Annotated in this window: 10 protein-coding genes; 5 read left to right on the forward strand and 5 right to left on the reverse strand. The window is 43.9% G+C overall.

Annotation, left to right across the window (positions count from 1 at the left end):
* The 4 genes from V144x_RS28220 (at nt 1) to V144x_RS00020 (ending at nt 5,668) form a co-directional block, all read left to right on the forward strand.
* Nucleotides 1-1,035 (forward strand): DnaA ATPase domain-containing protein, encoded by a 1,035-nt coding sequence (locus V144x_RS28220; RefSeq protein WP_197998688.1) that lies wholly within the window; start codon nt 1-3, stop codon nt 1,033-1,035.
* 537 nt (nt 1,036-1,572) lie between these two features.
* Entirely contained in the window at nt 1,573-2,703 is a 1,131-nt protein-coding gene (gene dnaN / locus V144x_RS00010; protein WP_144979497.1) for a DNA polymerase III subunit beta, read from the forward strand.
* A gap of 3 nt (nt 2,704-2,706) precedes the next feature.
* Nucleotides 2,707-3,051, forward strand: a complete 345-nt coding sequence (locus tag V144x_RS00015) for a DUF721 domain-containing protein (RefSeq protein ID WP_144979500.1) — start codon at nt 2,707-2,709, stop codon at nt 3,049-3,051.
* A 112-nt stretch (nt 3,052-3,163) separates the two neighbouring features.
* Nucleotides 3,164-5,668: a DNA gyrase subunit B gene (locus tag V144x_RS00020; RefSeq protein WP_144979503.1), complete on the forward strand. Its 2,505-nt coding sequence runs from the start codon at nt 3,164-3,166 to the stop codon at nt 5,666-5,668.
* A gap of 22 nt (nt 5,669-5,690) precedes the next feature.
* Here the strand turns inward: V144x_RS00020 and hpt are convergent, their stop codons facing one another.
* The 3 genes from hpt to V144x_RS00035 are packed head-to-tail and all read right to left on the reverse strand — an operon-like array spanning nt 5,691 to nt 8,997.
* Nucleotides 5,691-6,209 carry a hypoxanthine phosphoribosyltransferase gene (gene hpt / locus V144x_RS00025; RefSeq protein WP_144979507.1) on the reverse strand — a complete coding sequence of 173 codons (519 nt, stop codon included), beginning with the start codon at nt 6,207-6,209 and terminating at the stop codon, nt 5,691-5,693.
* 13 nt (nt 6,210-6,222) lie between these two features.
* On the reverse strand, nt 6,223-7,299 hold the full coding sequence (gene truD, locus V144x_RS00030; protein WP_144979510.1) for a tRNA pseudouridine(13) synthase TruD: 1,077 nt from the start codon (nt 7,297-7,299) through the stop codon (nt 6,223-6,225).
* Nucleotides 7,300-7,317: 18 nt separating this feature from the next.
* Nucleotides 7,318-8,997: a hypothetical protein gene (locus V144x_RS00035; protein ID WP_144979513.1), complete on the reverse strand. Its 1,680-nt coding sequence runs from the start codon at nt 8,995-8,997 to the stop codon at nt 7,318-7,320.
* Between the two features lie 964 nt (nt 8,998-9,961).
* On the opposite strand from V144x_RS00035, the gene V144x_RS00040 reads away from it, so the two are divergent.
* A complete protein-coding gene (locus V144x_RS00040) occupies nt 9,962-14,686 on the forward strand; it encodes an ATP-binding protein (protein ID WP_144979516.1) in 4,725 nt (1,574 codons plus the stop codon).
* A gap of 60 nt (nt 14,687-14,746) precedes the next feature.
* Here the strand turns inward: V144x_RS00040 and V144x_RS00045 are convergent, their stop codons facing one another.
* Both V144x_RS00045 and V144x_RS00050 read right to left on the reverse strand, forming a co-directional pair.
* Nucleotides 14,747-16,894 (reverse strand): beta-propeller domain-containing protein, encoded by a 2,148-nt coding sequence (locus tag V144x_RS00045; protein ID WP_144979520.1) that lies wholly within the window; start codon nt 16,892-16,894, stop codon nt 14,747-14,749.
* A 36-nt stretch (nt 16,895-16,930) separates the two neighbouring features.
* On the reverse strand, nt 16,931-17,977 hold the full coding sequence (locus tag V144x_RS00050; RefSeq protein ID WP_144979523.1) for an NHL repeat-containing protein: 1,047 nt from the start codon (nt 17,975-17,977) through the stop codon (nt 16,931-16,933).
* Nucleotides 17,978-18,008 lie beyond the last annotated feature (31 nt).

Consider the following 18,008-nt stretch of genomic DNA (forward strand, 5'->3'; position numbering starts at 1 on the left):
ATGTCAAGAGCCGTAAAACAACAGCAATCCATGTCTGTTAAACCATTTAAAATCTTAAAAGAATACCAATACGCGCACACAGCGATTAGCGAATTATTACACGCAATTGATACCCCCGATCCGCAATTAGTTTATCTCTATGGACCTTCCGGGTGTGGAAAAACAGCTCTGATTACAAGCATTTTACCGGAATTCAACGAACTTCATCCTGGATTATCGCTCAAACTAATTACTGCCAGCGAGTTTGCCGCTAAGTTTGCTGCTGCTTCTACGAACAATCGTATTCCTGAATTCCAAAGAAAATTCCGTTCGCTTGACCTGCTCATTCTTGAAGATATCCAAAGTTTAGCAAATCGCGTTCAAACTCAGCGGGAATTATTGAGTTTGTTAGACGAAATTATGAAACAGGGTGGAAGAGTCCTGATTTCTTCTACGAATCCACCGGGAGAACTGCTTCATTTTCAAAAGAAACTTGTGAACCGATTTCATGGGGGAGTCTGTGCATTAATCAGTCCCTTAAAATATCAAAGCCGCCTGGAATTATTGACCTTCTGGGCTAACTTCGAACAGATTCATATTCAGAAAAAAGAGCTTTCCTCAATTGCCCATAAAAAAGCGATCTCTCCACGCGAGTTATACGCACTATTAACTCAACTCCAGACCGTGAGTCATATTAATCAAGAACCAATCAACTCACAGTTTGTGAAACAGTATCTGGAAGGAAACATAGAGCCCCCCAAAACGAGCATCTCAAAAATATCAAAGGCCGTTTGTCGTGAATTTAAAACCAGCTTGCAAGAAATTCGCTCCGCAAATCGCTCTCAACAAATCGTTATTCCCAGACAGTGCGCCATGTTCTTGTCGAGAGAGCTGACAAAGGAATCCTTAGCAAAAATTGCTGATTATTTTAATCGAAAAAACCACAGCACGGTTATTCATGCTTACCGTCAAATTCAACGCGATCTTAAAAAATCACCAGGATTACGACAACAAGTATCTCGCATCAAGCAACGACTTGGGATATACCTTTTTTAACAGTCAAACAAAATTCAAAAACAAGACCGATCAGATTGCCTTTTCTTCTCTCATTTCTCCTGATTTGATTATTCCATCTTGTGGATAACGTGTTCAATCACAGTTGATATTTATCAGTAACTCAGGTGTTTATTCACAGCACCTATTGCCACTTTCACAAGGGCTATCAAAACTCACCATTCATTCCACTCTTCTTCACTGATAAACGAACAAGTTATCCACATCGACACATAGAACACATGTATTCATAAGTTGTTTAGTATCAATTAGATATGCTGCTTATCTTTTCAATATCCACATTGAAATTCCCCTTCTGATACTACTACTACTAAATAAAATCTTTTAATAGTAAAACAAGGTTGAAAATCAACTCTGTTGTCGAGATTCGATGCCCCCAGATGATTGTGAAATTCAAAGAAATTCAATAAAATAAAATCATCTCAAAATTCGCTATTTCTGCCTGTCAAAAGAGCTTTCTAAAATGACATTGGCATTCACATATTTCCAACTCGCAACCTTACAAAAGTTGATTCAAACATGAAGCTCAGTTGCTCACGGTCCACACTGCTCTCTGGTTTCCAAATGATTGGAAGCGTCATTAGTTCCCGTTCGCCGAAAGAAATCTTAAAGTGTGCTAAACTCGAAGCAGGCGATGGTAAAGCAACCTTAAGTGGAACTGACTTGGAGGTCAGCATTCGGTTTGACTTTGAAGAAGTCGAAGTGATGGTACCCGGTGAGATTTTACTGTCCGTACACGAATTGGTTGCTATCTTACGCGAAGCATCAACCGATTCTGTAGAAATTGAGCTGAAAAAGGATGATGGTGCAGATCAGGATTACATCTTGATTCAGGCAGGAAAAAGTGAATTTCGCCTTTCAGTGAATGATCCTTCTGAGTTCCCCTCTGTTGAATCATTTAGCGAATCGAACTTTTTCGAACTTCCTATTCAATCATTTCGTGAAATGATTCGACGCACGGTATTTGCCACGGATCCGGAAAGCACCAGATATGCCCTGGGAGGCGTATTATTTGATGTTGAAAATGATAAATTAACGCTCGCTGCTACCGATGGTCGGCGATTAGCCATGGTAGAGTCGGCGTGTACTTATCAAGGAGAAGAAGCATACCAGAATAATCGTCCTGTCATTCCCGCTAAGGCGATGTCACTGATTGAGAAAACCTTAATTGGTGATGAGGGAAGTATTCAGATTGCCATTCGTGCCAATGATGTCATCGTAAAAAGTGGCCGTTCTACTATTTTTGGCAGACTCGTTGAAGGAAGATTTCCCAAATACCGTGATGTCATTCCACCCGAGCCAACCTACAATATTGATCTGGAAGTGGGGACATTTTATGGGGCCGCACGTCAGGCTCAGATCGTAACGGATGTGGAAACACGGGGCGTAGATTTCATTTTTGCTAATGGTTTGTTGACGTTGAAAAGTGTTGCCGCTTCTGTGGGAGAATCAAAGGTTGAAATTCCAATTCCTTTCGAAGGTGATGAAATCGTGATTACGTTTGATGTGCGTTATCTCGCTGATTTCCTCAAAATCTTAGATTCGGCAGCACATATTCGATTGCAATTGATCGATTCAGACAGCGCTGCTGTTCTTAAGACAGACGACGGTTACACATATGTTATCATGCCTCTATCACAAGCACGGTAATTTATGTCACAACAGTATGAATTCAAATCGACTCATGCGATTCCCAAAGCGGTTCCTCTATCTAAAGCGTTATCAGAGCTGATTGCGTTAAAGGGTTTAGGTCGTATCCAGGGGGACCAGCGCTTAAAGGCTGCCTGGGAACAGGCGGCGGGTGAAAAGATTGCCGGTCAAACTGTGGTTCTTGGGATTAAAAATCGAGTCGTACAGATTGGTGTCGAAAACTCAGCTTTATTAAATGAACTCAATTCATTTCATAAGACATCATTGCTGCAAAAATTACAGACAGAGTATGGAAAACAGGATGTCCGCGATCTTCGATTTCGGTTGAAATCAAAGGCAAAAAAATAATTCAAATTAGTTCGATTCAAGGAATAAGAAAGAACTGATTGAAGCCGACAATTAATCGGTCAACGTTTCTCAGAGTAGAAACAATTTTATTAATTCACGGGAGTGATTTAGCGTGAGTGAGACAGAAGAAAATCAAGTAGATACAAATCAAACAGACTATGATGAGTCTAATATTCGTGCTTTAGAAGGTGTAGAAGGAATTCGCACACGACCGGCAATGTACATTGGTGATACGACATTGCGAGGACTGCACCACCTCGTCTATGAAGTTGTTGATAATTCGATCGATGAATGTGTTAACAAATATGCCTCAGTAATTAATGTAAAAATCAATGCTGATGGCAGTGTCAGTTGTAGCGATGATGGTCGTGGCATTCCAATTGGTGTGATGCCGGATATGAATAATCGTCCTGCACTTGAAGTTGTTTTGACAGAGATTCACGCCGGAGGAAAATTCGATCGAGAAGGGGGATATAAAACAGGAACCGGTGGTTTACATGGTGTTGGTATTACAGCCGTCAATGCACTTAGCGAGTGGTTGGAAGCTGAAGTCCGTCGCGAAGGGCATGTTTGGACGATGTCATTCGCACAAGGTGCTCTCAAAACGCCGTTACAAAAGTTGGGAAAAACCGACAAACATGGTACAAAAATTACATTCAAGCCTGATGGAACGATTTTTCCAGATACTAAATTTCTTTATGACACTCTCACTAAACGACTTCAGGAACTCGCATTCTTAAATGCCGGAGTCAAAATTCGGATTACTGATGAACGCTCTGGTCAGTCCGACGAGTTCCATTATGAAGAGGGCCTGGTTGAGTTTGTAAGACACCTGAACCGCACAGAAAATTCTCTTTACGAAGAAATCATTCATATTGAAGGAGAACAGGAAGCAGTTCAGGTCGATATTGCTGTCCAGCATAATGATGGCTCTCATGAGAATGTCCGTTGTTTTGCAAATAACATCTATAACCTTGAGGGGGGAACCCACTTTTCCGGTTTTCGTGGTGCGTTGACACGAACGATTAATGCATATGGTAAAAAAACAAATTTGTTCAAAGATTATACACCCAGTGGTGACGATTTCCGTGAAGGGTTAACGGCTGTCATTACCGTCCGTGTGCCTGATCCCCAATTTGAAGGCCAGACAAAAACAAAACTGGGTAACAGTGAAGTTGAAGGCATCGTGCAGACTGTCGTTAATGAAAACTTGACAAAATTCTTCGAAGAAAATCCTGCAGTTGCTAAGAAAATCGCTCTTAAAGGACTATTGGCTGCCGAAGCACGAGAAGCGGCAAAAAAAGCGCGTGAGATGGTTCGTCGAAAAGGGGCACTCACTACGGGAGGTTTGCCGGAGAAACTGCGTGACTGTCGTAGTCGTGAACTCGATATTACCGAGCTGTACCTGGTGGAAGGTGACTCCGCGGGAGGGTCTGCCGATACAGGTCGGGATTCTAACATACAAGCTATTTTGCCACTCCGTGGTAAGATTTTAAATGTCGAAAAAGCACAATTAGTCAAGATTTTAGACAACCAGGAAATCTCTAATATTTTCAAAGCCGTTGGCGTGCCTCCCGGAGCAGCTCTGGAAGACGTCACAAAACGTCGCTACGGCAAGATTATTCTGATGACCGATGCCGATGTTGACGGCAGTCACATTCGGACATTGCTGTTAACATTCTTCTTTCGCCACATGCGGGAATTGGTAAATCATGGCTGTGTGTATGTGGCACAACCACCATTGTATCGTGTGACTCAAGGCAAAAAAGTGCGGTATGTTCAGACTCAAGAGGAGATGATGAGTCAGCTGGTTGATTTAGCTCTTGGTGGTTCGAATTTAGAACACGAAGATGGAACCATCTTTGAAGGTGAGATGTTAGAGAAACTGGTCGACTTAATCTCTGAACTGGAAGAGCCACTAGACACCCTTGATCGGCGTGGAATCGATTTGAAATTCATGGCAAATAATTTTGCCACTGAAGAAGGATTACTTCCTCAATATCGAATCTTTCTGGGTAAGGAACAGTTCTGGTTTTCAACTCAAGAGGAAATGTCTGAATTTCTCAAAGAAGAAGAAGCGAAGCGAGGCGATGAATTGCAGATTGCCGATGACAACGGCAATGGTGAAACGTCAGAAGCAGAGCCAGCTAAAGAGAATGGTGAAGAAGAGTTCGAAAAAGAAGGCGCGCTGCAAGTCACTGACTTACATGAAATCCGTACTATTAACGAACTGCTGAAAAAACTGAGAGGATACGGAATCAAATTGAAAGACCTCTACTCTCCGGGAAATCGGAATGGCGAACCAATCTTCCCTTTTTGTATTCATAGTGGAAGCAGCGACGTTCGTCTCACCAACCTCAGACAATTACTTCCTTCTCTCAGAGATATCGGCGAAAAAGGTCTAAAATTAACCCGCTTCAAAGGACTGGGCGAGATGAATTCGGAGGAACTCTGGGAAACCAGTATGGACCCCGAAAAAAGAGTATTACTCCAGGTGGGAATGCAAGACGCCGCTGCTGCCGATGAAATCTTCCGTGTGTTGATGGGCGATATCGTTGAACCACGGCGGGACTTTATTGAAAAGCATGCATTGGATGTGAAAAACCTCGATGTCTGATATCGTGAGCGACTGAACCGGATCAAACTAAATCTGAGCCTTCTAAAGAAGCAATAAATGGCAAGTGTCGGTACTCATTGTTAAAGTCCAGGCCATAACCGACAACGAAATGGTTGGGGATTTTAAAACAGTGATAATCGGGAGTGAGATCGACTTCGGTCGCTTCTTCTTTCCAGAGAAGCACTGCAGATTTCAGTGAGAGTGGTTCGCGTTGACTGACTTGTTCCAACAGTGTTTCCATTGTTCTTCCGGTATCAAAGATATCGTCAACGAGTAACACATCTCTCCCGGTGATGTCAGGCAAGTAATCTAAATTGATTTTCAGCGAACCAGCCGTCATCTTATCTCGATAACTGGATGCTTGAATCAGACCGACCTGATGAGGCACATCGATCGCGCGAATCAAGTCTGCCAGTAAGACCAGACTACCAGTTAAAATACCAATAATAGTCAGTTGTCTGTTTTGATATTCATTAGCGAGTTCACGTCCCAGGTTAACGACGCGTGAGTTGATCTGATCTTGATCAATGAGAACTTTCACAGGAAAAAACCTTTCAAAGCGAATCACTGGATGGCAATACGGAACTTTCCTGTTTCATAAATTCCCTCAATAACATCGTCGCATACACGCCAGAGGGCAGAACAAACTGGAATAAAATGCCATCGTCTGTCTGCTCTATTTTAAGTTGATCGGGCCAGATAAGAAATGGTCGGCGGGCACCGGAAGTCAGTTTTTTATAACGCGAAAAATGAGAGAGTTCGAGAGAAAATTCATCAAGAATCTTCTGCTCGCGTTCTAGAACTCCGTGCGTAGGCTGTTTCATCTTAGGGCCCATAATGGGCCCGGTGATGACGGTCTCATGAAGTGAAAACCGTTCTTGTTCCCGTTCCACATCATCTTCCACAACGAAAATGCCGCCCGACTCACAAACCTGCATCACGTCTCCCAGCAAAACCATGTGCAACATGTGATCGGAAATACGATCAGAGAGAACGCGATTAAACAGACAAGACTGCGCCGCCGACAATGCAAGACGTTTTAAAGATTTGTTGCGAACATATTTCCCGGGTACACGTTCATTTCTTAATAGCTTCAACCCCATCAGCAGAGTTTCGTTTTCGCGGCCCATTCGTTGGTTACCATAATAATTGGGGAAACCCTCTTGTTGAATTTTCTCTTGAATGGCTTTTGCTTTCGGGAATGCCTCTTCACAAGGGTTTCTGATCAGAATCGAAAAGCGATTTCCTCTAAGATGACCAGTTTTCAGCTTCCGTTCATGTCGCTGAGTCTCCAGAATCGTGATACCTTCAAAGGCAAATTCAGACAGCAGCGGTTCACATTCCGCCGGCACGGAGACCCATTGGCGTGTCACCGCATAACGATCCTTCATCCCCGCCACGCCAATGTCGCGAGAATTGATTTGTAATTGCCGGGCTAATGTCTGTACGAGGAATTGTGCAGAGTGATTGCGTTTTTCAATCCAGAGAAAAAGATGATCGCCCTTTCCTGACGGAGCATAAACAGGGATTTCCTCAACAATAAAGTCTTCCGCAATACTTTTTAATATTCCACCTATTCCCGGTAAGCCTGCTGTGAGGTAAGGCAGCACTTCGCTGTTGAATTCAGACATATCGGACTTCGGGTTCTGTTAACGGTTTGCAATTGCTAATGAAATGAGCCGTATAAAACCTTCACCCAATTCCAGATTGAGACTGGCTCGATTGGCTGTGATTTTAGGGTAAAACGTCATCAAGTCGCCACCCGGGGCGAACGCGACTTTCGCAGATTCAATAAATTCCCGGTTTTTAGCAGTGTCCTCGACGAGAGGAATGATCGAGGCGAATTTTAATGAAAGTAGAAAAGAGGCCCCCGGTTTCTTATCACCGGAATGATTTTTTCGATCAGAAATATTTTTCTTTAACAGATCCAGAGACTCTTCTTCTCCCATTGCCAGCCAGCATTCATCAGGACCACAGCCAATAAATATGACAGGGTTTTCTCCAAAGAAGTCTTTTGCGTTTTTCTTTAAATCCTTGGGAGCAACTTTGTGAATGGTGACTCCTTCCACTTCAGCAACATTACCTTCCATTCCATTTGTATCTTCTGCTTGTGCAATCAGTTCAAAAAAGTCCTGTACGCCTTTTTTGAACACATCTCCTTCGGAGAGCTTTACGCTGGCAATCAGAGCCGGCTTTTCTTTTGAGGTCTGTAACATCTGAATCTGACTATCAAGCTTTCCCGAACGAATGGTGGCTTTGACCGATTCCATGATTTTGTAAACAGGTCCCGGGTTCGATTCATCGCCCAGTAAAACCGGAGGAATATTGACTTGCGATTGTTCTAATAAATCAAGGATCGTTTTCTGTTCGACATCTTTTCTCAATGGAAGTAGACTGTACCCCAGAAAGTCCGCTGATTTTGCATTCAAATAAGAATACTGACTGGATGCCTGAGAAAGTGCTTTTAATTCATTGCTTAGCTTAGAGCCCGGCTTTGCATCGACTCCCATATTGAGCAGAATCTGCTTTTTATCTTTCGAAAGCGTATACCCTATAGTCAGGTTATCACCATCTTGGGCAATCATTTCGAATTGTTTTAAGAGAAACAACGTCGTTTCTTTGCGGCCGCGGTATTGAATGTCATTTTCACCTGGCTTACGAGGTAAACTCTCATCCATTTTGGCGTTCAAGAGATCTACGGCCATCATTCGCATCGGTTCAGGAACGTTGCTCAACAACAGTGATCCCGCGATGTCGTACTCTTTTGCTAAAGCACGTGTGTAATCATCGGGATTATAAAAATCACGATCCAGAGCCTCGCTTTTCAGTTGGAAGAACGCATATCCGTGAGCCATTTTGAGATGTACCGAGAAATTCGGTAATGCCAGTGTGTAACGATCTTTGCTTCCCTCAACAGGTGCCAATACAAAACCGACTTCGTCGAGTGTTGCCGTTAATTCATCCAGATTTTTAATCGGAACGAATCCGACCACCGTGGGTTGTGGGGAAACACCCTCGTTGAGAAATACAAAGACTCCCAGCGGCTTGGTTTTGTCCAAACCTTCCAGGTCTCGATATTGAGCAAGAAACCCCTTGATCATGGCAGGGTATTCTGGCTTATCCACGGTTCCAAACAAATAATCGATGTCTTCCAGTACCCGGTCTATGCTGGCAATCGAAGCCACGGCGATCGGCTTGTTCCAATCCAGTTTTGCTTTGCGGGGTTCTTCAGCAGAACTTGACTGCAAACAGGCAAATGTGCCTGTCACCAGAACGCAGAGTGTGAGTATCGAACGCTTTAGATAGGAATTGAAAATTATGGTCTGCACGAAAAATCCCCTTCGACTGGAATTTAAGAACGAGTGTTCGTATTACTTGATTGAAGATTGGCAAAGTCAGTGTACCAATATTTTACCCGGTATATCAGGTTTACCTGTCTGAGAGTCATCAAGTTGCAAAATTTTTCAAAATTGACACAAACAATGAAACGGCAATTGTGTTCAGCACAGACGATGCCAGTTTGATGAGATTACAGCAAACCTCCTTGTTTCCAGGTGTTATTAAAAAAATCCGTCATCATTCCCATCCCGATTTTACCACTGAAAAAACACCCCTTGACGTCAACACGCCACTCGCGAAACTCTCTGATCTGCGTCGCGCGCGCGTAGGAAATTTTTCTTATCGGTGAATACTTTCTCTCCTGTCGATCCTGTCACTATAAAACCCTCTCGTTTGAGCAAGGTTTCAACCGGCAACACAGAAACCGGTTCCCAATCATCACTACTTTGGGTACTCAATCTGACCCTGCCAGAGCCTGATTTCGCAATCTCCCCGTCACGAAAATGCCAACCCTCAGACAAAACTGCGCAAAACTCAAACTTGACCACCTCCCGCCATTCACGATGATGATGACACCACAAATAACATGCCTTAATCAAAAGAAACAATTTAAGAACCAGACACCGCATCGCAAACGTCCTCCCCTCAAATGCAATCGAAAAATACAGGCACCCATTCAGCAACCAAACCAAAGCAGTCAAAAATGAGCGGCACGGCGCTAGCCGCCATTAGTATTCTGAGCAGACACACAAAAGGGTAGACGACGCAAGGTACATCCAAAACGATTTTACCTAATATCACCTACTTACTGGAGATGAAAATCTGGCTGTAGTGAAAAGGACACTAATTGCTTTGAAAATGTGATTTGTCCTAGGATACAATTGGCAATGAAGTGGATTTATTTTCGATGGATCTTATGCTCATCCTTATCACTAAAATATGATGAACTAATCAATGTCCCGAACTATCACAGAATCTGTTGATGATGCTTTGAAAGAGATTGGTTCCACTAAGAGCATGCCTCCGTGGTTAGAACGTGATCACCATTTGCTACCTTTTTCCAAATTGACTGGTGACGAGTTTGAGGTTCTTTGTTTCTTATTACTAAAAGCAAAACATCCTCATGACCGTATTTATTACTACGGTAAGACCTCAGACATGGGGCGGGATATCATCCATACTTCAGTAAGCGGTCACATCAGACTAATCCAATGTAAGAACTTTGCTAAAAATGTGAATCTTTCTGATATCAGTTCAGAAATGACAAAAGTTTATGTCAATGTTTTATCAGGTAAGATTCCTAAGAAGCCAGATGAGGTCATATTCTTTGTAGCGAGTGATCTGTCCGCTACCGTCCAAGATTTACTTGAGAATCAATCTGAATGGATCAAAATAGCAGACGAACGACTCGAAAAATATTTAAAAAAACCTCCTTCTGAAGAGTTAAAACAATTTGCACGGGACTGGTGGCCCTTTGGAGATCGGCAGACTGGAATTGCGATTACTGAAGATGTCAAAAAATATTGTCCAGAATTGATTGAGGAATTTTTTAGTGTTCATAAAGTGATAGATGCAAATCGGGCAGACGTCCGTCAAGATGTTCATGAAGAAATATATTCTGCTTTTGATCACTTCTTGCCTTCATCTAATGACGGTGAGCCAGAGAACTCTCTTTTTTCACCACCCTCACTTTCAAATGATCAAATCCGTTCGCAATTTGTATTAGCCTCGAAGTCCCTCACAAATTGGCCAAGAACTTTGGCTGATTCACAGTGGATTGAACGGCCAGAGATTAATACTCTTTTGAATCTCATTGAATCAAATCCTTGCTATAACTGTGTTCTGCTTGGCGAGCCTGGTAGTGGCAAATCAGCATTACTTGCGCATCTGGCTAATTGCGTTCATGAAAAAGGGGTAGTCTGTTTGGGAATCAAGGCTGATACCCTTGATGTAAATATTGATTCTTTAGGAAAACTTGCCGAACGTCTCCAACTCCGCGCGACTGTAGCAGACTGTGTAAAGACAATAGCTCATGAGCATAAGGTTGTCATGTTGATAGACCAGCTTGATGCCCTTGCCGATCTAGTGGATTTGCACTCGGAACGGCTTAACGTCTTGCTGAATCTGATTCATGAACTAGCGGAAACTCCTAATGTCTACATTATTGCATCTAGTCGAGTATTTGAATTTAATCATGATACAAGATTCCAAACGATTCAAGCAGAAAAATTTCAATTGGAATTACCATCTTGGGAGTCAGTAAATGAAGTCCTCAAACAATTGAAAATAGATGGATCGAACTGGTCTGATAGTTTCAAGGAAATTTTACGCACACCTCAGAATCTGAAAATCTTCGTCGAACACCTTAATGGTACGACCGAACAAAAAGTATTTGCCTCATACCAGGAAATGCTAGAAGAGTTATGGAATCAAAAAGTAATTCGTTCCACAGAAGCTGTCGTAAAGAAGGAATTACTTGGAATGGTTTCTGAAGAAATGTCAGACAAAGAAGTACTTTGGCTTCCAGTTGCTCGTTTTGATGACCATCGTTGTGTGCTTGATCAACTGGTTGCCGATGGCATTTTTAAACTGTCGGAAAATGGGTTGAAATTCGGCTTCCAGCATCAGACTCTTTTCAGTCATGCACGAGCTCGCGCTGTTGTACAAGGCGATATTGACCTCTGTGATTTTGTAATTGCAAGACAGCATGCTTTATTTGTACGTCCTACTCTCTGGAGCACACTTGGGTATCTCCGTGAGGCTTCAAGAGAAACATATACTGACCAAATGAGGAGATTGTGTACGGAACCATTACGGCTTCATATTCAGCATCTTCTACTGGACTTTCTTGGAAGACTTGAAGATCCTGATGATCTCGAAGAAGTGTGGTTGGTGAAATGGCTGGAAGACGATGACTTTAAAAAACGCGCAATAAATTCGATCTCAAACAGCACTGGTTGGTTTCTAAGGCTTAAGGACAGTCAGATTACTGCACTGATGCAAGACCCAACAGGAATAGAATGGCAGTTAGTTGGTCTACTATCAGTCATGATTAGTCGAATCCCAGACGATACACTAGCGTTACTGAAACAGAATTGGTTTAACGACTCCGATAAAGATCTATTCACATTTCGTATATTTGATCAATTTACTCATTGGTCTATGGATACAGTTGATACCATTTGTCAGATAATTGAAAGATCGCAAATCGAAGAGTGGTACATCACGGATATTGCGACTAATGTCGCAAAACACAAACCTGAATTGGCCCCCTGTATCTTAGCAACGGAATTTAGGAAACAATTGAAGATTGCCCAATCATCAGTTGATTCTTCAAGGGAAGAATTATCACCAGAAGCTAGCTCTGAAGAGCAAATATTCGCTCAGTGGAGGTACGAATCTAATAATCCATATAGACAGATAATAGAGAATAGTTCTGATCGCTATGGAATGGATGCGATTGCTGAAGCTGCACCATTTGAATTTCTCAATGAGATGTGGTCGTTATTCTTAGAAGCACTGGAACCAACACTTGACTTACCACATTATATTGTTAATGAGTTCCGTGATTCCAGCATTCTTCATTATGAGTTTGACCGTGAGTATTCTTCTAAGAGACCTCTGATTGAAGCGATACGAATAGCACTTAGGGAACTGGGAAACAACGATCCAACTGCATTTGAAGAATTTGTCCGTAGTACTATGGATGTTGATGCTATGTTAGTGCAGCGATTGATCTGCCACTCACTTATTGAACTAGATATTACGTTAGTCAAATTGTCGATGGATTTTTTGACAAGTGACCCACGAAGACTTCTGATTGGTGATTTTGATGATTACCACAAGGAGTCACGTAAATTGATTACCAAGCTTACTCCGAACCTAAGCACTGAGCAGCTTCAACAACTGGAGCAATTTATCAATAATTGGACAAAATACCATGCAAATATTTCGGATGAAACGGTAGAACTAAGACGCGATAGAATAAAGTGGGACCGAGAAAGTCGACTTCGATTACTTATGGCGATCCCGAAGCATCTGCTTTCAGAAAAATCAAAATCGATCATGGAAGCGGAAGAACTTGCCTTACCAACGGTAAAAGCTCGATTAAACTCCAGTGATTCACGCATCGAGATGACGGAAGTCAAAAGTCCGATGTCAACAGAACAAATGAAGAAAGCCAAGGACTCTGACATTCTCAATCTGTTTGATGAACTCACTGATGACACTGATTGGGATCATCCCAGACGAGCATTCAAGGGAGGAACTATTGAAGGCTCTCGCGCTTTAGCTGAACTTGCCAAAGAATATCCTGATCGTGCAGTTGGACTGGTCAAACAATTTCGCAACACTGATCAGCAAACTCCCGTATACCACATCATAAATGCAATTAGTAAGAGCGATTATTCTACCGACAAACTATTTGATTTGATTCGTGACCTTGCCAAGCTTGGTTTCAATTCTCACCATTTTCAGGATTCTGTTGCCAGTGCCTGTTCGAGTAGAGTCGATCAACTAGATGGGTTACCTGATGATATCTGCGATCTGTTAAAATCATGGCTTGATAACTGGAAGTTTCCAACTAAAAACAATTCCGATGAGGAACAAATTGAAGAATCGAAAAAGGATAATGAAAAACATAGCATTCTATTTGATCAGCAAGGATTAATTCAAATCCCTCACGGAACCTATTCGATCTTGTCCGCAATTGCCTTCGGTTTGATCAGAAAGAAACCGCCGGCGGCAGAAGACTGGCTCTCAGTTCTTGAACGACACCTGGAACGCCCAGAAAAACAAAAAACTTGGCAAGTTTTTTGTCGTGAATTACGAATGTTGCATTACTGTGATCAAACTCAGGCCGTCGACTTTCTTGAAAGACTATTTTCAAAATATCCAACGGTTCGTGATTCTTTTCATGGTGTGCATTTAATTGTATCTCTTCGTAAATTTATTGGAGAAGAAACGTTTACAAACTTCAGTGATCAGATTGCAAATAGCAACTGGCCATTTGCACATCAAGTCAAAGGTGAACTCTATGGAAGTAGCTATCTCGCTAATGATGGTTTTAATTCAGTTAATAAATATGTCGAAAATTTTAGCTCTCCAGAAACTGAAGTTGATAGTCAGTTACTAAAAGGATTTGCTTATGCTATTGCCAACCTCTGGAAAGAGAGTGATAGTCAGCTATTGGCAACCGAATCCTTCGAGAAATTAGTAAAGCGAGAGATCACACAAATTAATGAAGCTCTCGCTGGTGTGTTCTTGTCTAATAGATTCGTTCCAAACAGGAACTCCAAGAGAATTCTGAGCGCAACAGCCGAATATCCCACAATACTTCAAAATGTCAGTGTCTATCATTTTGCCGAAATGCTGGAATTGTTCATAACTTCAGAGCCTGAGTTAGTTTTGAAACTTTCAAACTTACTTCTGGATCATTTGGAGTTAAATCCTAAAAATGAGTCATCTAGAGACTATTACTTATCTGATCCTGCATTGACGAGTATTGCTATGACCCTACAGCGCATGGGGTCAGATTTTAGAAGTGCAGGCCTTGATCTATTCGAACGTCTTTTACGATTAGGTTTTTCATCAACGGTTCAAACCATGAATGAATTGGACAATCGACCGCTCAATATTATTCATCGTGCTCGACGAAGAAAACGACGGAGGAAACAGTGAGTGGGTTTGCTCCTATCTATTCTTCCTACACCAGACTTCATATAAAAAATAAAATTTCAGCTATTTTAACTCCAAAGGCTCACCAATCACTTGAATACTCAACAGGTGATGCGAGGGCATTTTTGTGCCGCGTTCTACAATGGGGACTTTGCCGTCTTTCTCAAGATCGTCTTTCGTTAAGGTCCAGAGTACTTTCTTTTGGCGGTTGATTTCAAAAGCCTGTACGTCGTTATTCATTCCTTTTTTATGATGATAGTCGGAGTTGATGACAACCAGGTTTCCATTTTTGCGCACGTGAACTCCGACGGGGTACAAGAGTTGAAAGCCCAGATCGTCTTTCGTATTTAACTCCCAGGTGATCTTGCCCTCCGGGTCGATTTCAATAATCCGGTATGACGTAATGCAGGGCACCAGAGTGCGACCATTCTCTAAACGTATGGCTGTGAAGGGGCGGTCGTTTTCCTGAAGCGCGTATTGCCAGATGATTTTGCCTTTCGCATTCAGTTCGAGGATTTTCTTGTTGTCACGGTAAGAGATCAGATATGTGCCTTGTGGCGTTTTGCGTGCCTGCATATAGCGGTTGTGGGGGTTCTTGCCTCCGTCGGGCAAATCAATGGCTAAGGTTACCTGCTGCCTGCGGTTGACTTCCAACAGCCTTTGATTGCCGCAGTCGAGAATTAGTACCTTACCGTCCTCCAGAGGTTGGCAGGAGTTGATTTCCTGCTTCCCTTTCTCCCGGGGAACGTTGAACTCCCAGACCGTTTGTTTGGCGGGATTGACTTCCCGCGCGCCGAATCGATGGGAAAAGAGGATGTTTCCGTTCTCTAATTTCCAGGCATCATAGACGAGCTCGATTTCGGGATCCTGATAATGCCAGACGATATTGTTCGCTTGGTCCAACTCCATCAAACCTTCACCATATCCGATGAGCAGTCGATGCCCGGGACTTTTATTCGCGGGTGTCTTCGAGAGACTTTTGTCTTTCAGCAATGTTCCGGCACGGCCGGCGAGTTTGAGATAGTGGTCGCTCGGCAGACCTTCAAACGTACTAAATTGGGCTCCGTTGGCGGTCGGCGGAGTGTTAGTGCATTTGAAGATCGCGGTGCCTTCATCGACTTCGTCGAACATGGCGACGTAAATCATCTTACATCCGACGCGCTTCGCGGCACTGACCTGTGACCAGAAGAATTCGCCCTTGAGCCGTGGAATCTGATTCAGTTTCCCGCCGTGCAGGTTGTGCCAGCTGAATCCGGGAAACACCACAGGCAGAAAGTCGAGTTCTCTCTGTTCGCACCACCGTTGATCGGGTTGCCAGACTCTGGTCGCGTGACGAACCGCTTCCTCGGGACTTCGATAACGACCAATCGTCCACGGGCTGATGACATCAGCGGTTTGAACGATTTCATGCAGTAACGGATCGTTGACGGCATCGCGGGTCCCTTCACGCCAGAACGAAGGCACACCCAGCATCACTGCACAGCCACTGGATTTCAGCCACTTCACCAGTTCAAAACATTCCTCCAGTGAATAGGGGCGATTGTCACTGAAGCCGATTCCCCAGACCGCTACCAGCGGTTTGCCTTCGTGATGCAGGTAGGTTGTATCGCCAGTGATCTTCTTCTGTTCGCGGAGCCGAGTCCAGTCTTCGCGCACGCGCTTGACCTGCCCGGCTTTCAGGCCGCTGAGGTCATACATCACTGCAAACGCCCGTCCCAACTGGTTTGCTCCCGCGCGGACATGAGACAATACGGTGTTATTGTTTCGTAACAGGGCCGGTGCCGACAACCCCAACGCAAATCGCTGCAAAAACGCACCATCGATTCCGTAATCACGCATCCAGCGAAAATGTCGCTGAACCGTTTTACGGTTCGCACTGCTGAAGACTTCCGCCGTGCTGCCATCGGCGTGTTTGAATCCTGTCGCAAATCGTTCATCGGGATCCAACTCCGACACATCGGGCCACAAATCGACGGTGACGTTTCCTGATGCGAATGGTTTCCTGCGATTTCGCGCCCAGTGTTTCCAGCCCAGATTGGCTCCATCGTCTGCGCAGTTGAACCAGCCCTGATATCCCACCATGACTTTGCCGGTAAGCGTGCTGCAATCAACGGGATCTGACGCAGCCTCTGTTTGTGCGACAGCGGGCTGAGCAAAAAACACCGATACAATGATGATGAGCAGCGTGAATATAAAAGTGGTTCTTTTCATGGATTGATTCCGCGATGGTGATGTCGTCAAAGTGAGTTAGGTCTCGGGGACCAGCTTCACCGGATAGGTGTTTCCGGAAGCAAATTGTGGTACATAGATCGCGCCGTCGGAGGCAACCACCAGATCGTGCGGGTGACGGAAAAAGCCCCCTTGCTGTTGCATGGGTTGCAGCTTGCCGTTCACATAGCGGGGTGCGGAGCCGCCGATGTTGGATACGATTTGATAATCGCGATCCAACACAGAGATATAACCGCGGCTTTGACGGTCTTTGGGCCAGTTGTCTGCCAGATGTGGCACGAAAATATAGTCGCCGACAATCTGGATCATACGCGGATTCGAGCCTGGCAGCGAAATTTCTTCCATCAGTTTGCCATCCAGAGTGAGACGCTTGATCGTCTGCTGATCGCTCATCGCAATGACCAGCTCAGGTTCACCGGGGCCGCGGACGTCGATGATGCCTCCATGCGGTCCCCAGTGCGCGATGCCTCCCTCTGGGCCGCCAAAGTAATTTAAAAGCTTGCCGTCTCGGTTATAACGCATGATGTAGTCTTTGCCATAACCATCGAGAACGAAGAAGTCACCATTGGGTAAGTGCAGCGTCCATGAAGGACGAAACTCTTTCTCGCTGGCATATTTTCCGATGGATTTGGGATAGGTCAGCTCCATCAGGATCTCACCGTCGAGTGTGGTCTTAAAAACCCGATGCCGGTTGAGGTCTGTGATAAACAGGACCTCACGATTCTCTTCTTGTACGATCTCCAGACCGTGTGCGCTGGGAAATTGAGTGCCCCACTTATTCAAAAGCTGACCGTCTTTGTTATAAATGATCACATTGTTCTTGAGATGATCGGTTAACAGGAAGATCCGGCCTTTGGAGTCGACAACCATCGCGCTGCAGTTCTTCACAGGCGTTTTGGCATCCAGCACACCCCAACCCGCGACGAGATGATACTGAAATTTACCCTGTCCCAACACAGGCAAATTCTTTTCCTGTGCTACCAACTCACGGGCTCCCAGCGCGCAAGCTCCAGTGAGCAGCGATTGATATAAAAAGTCGCGTCGATGAAGCCAGTGGTCTGACATGGAATTTTTCCTGCGAAATAGTGATTGGGAT

The organism is Gimesia aquarii (assembly GCF_007748195.1).
GTDB classification, from domain to species: domain Bacteria; phylum Planctomycetota; class Planctomycetia; order Planctomycetales; family Planctomycetaceae; genus Gimesia; species Gimesia aquarii.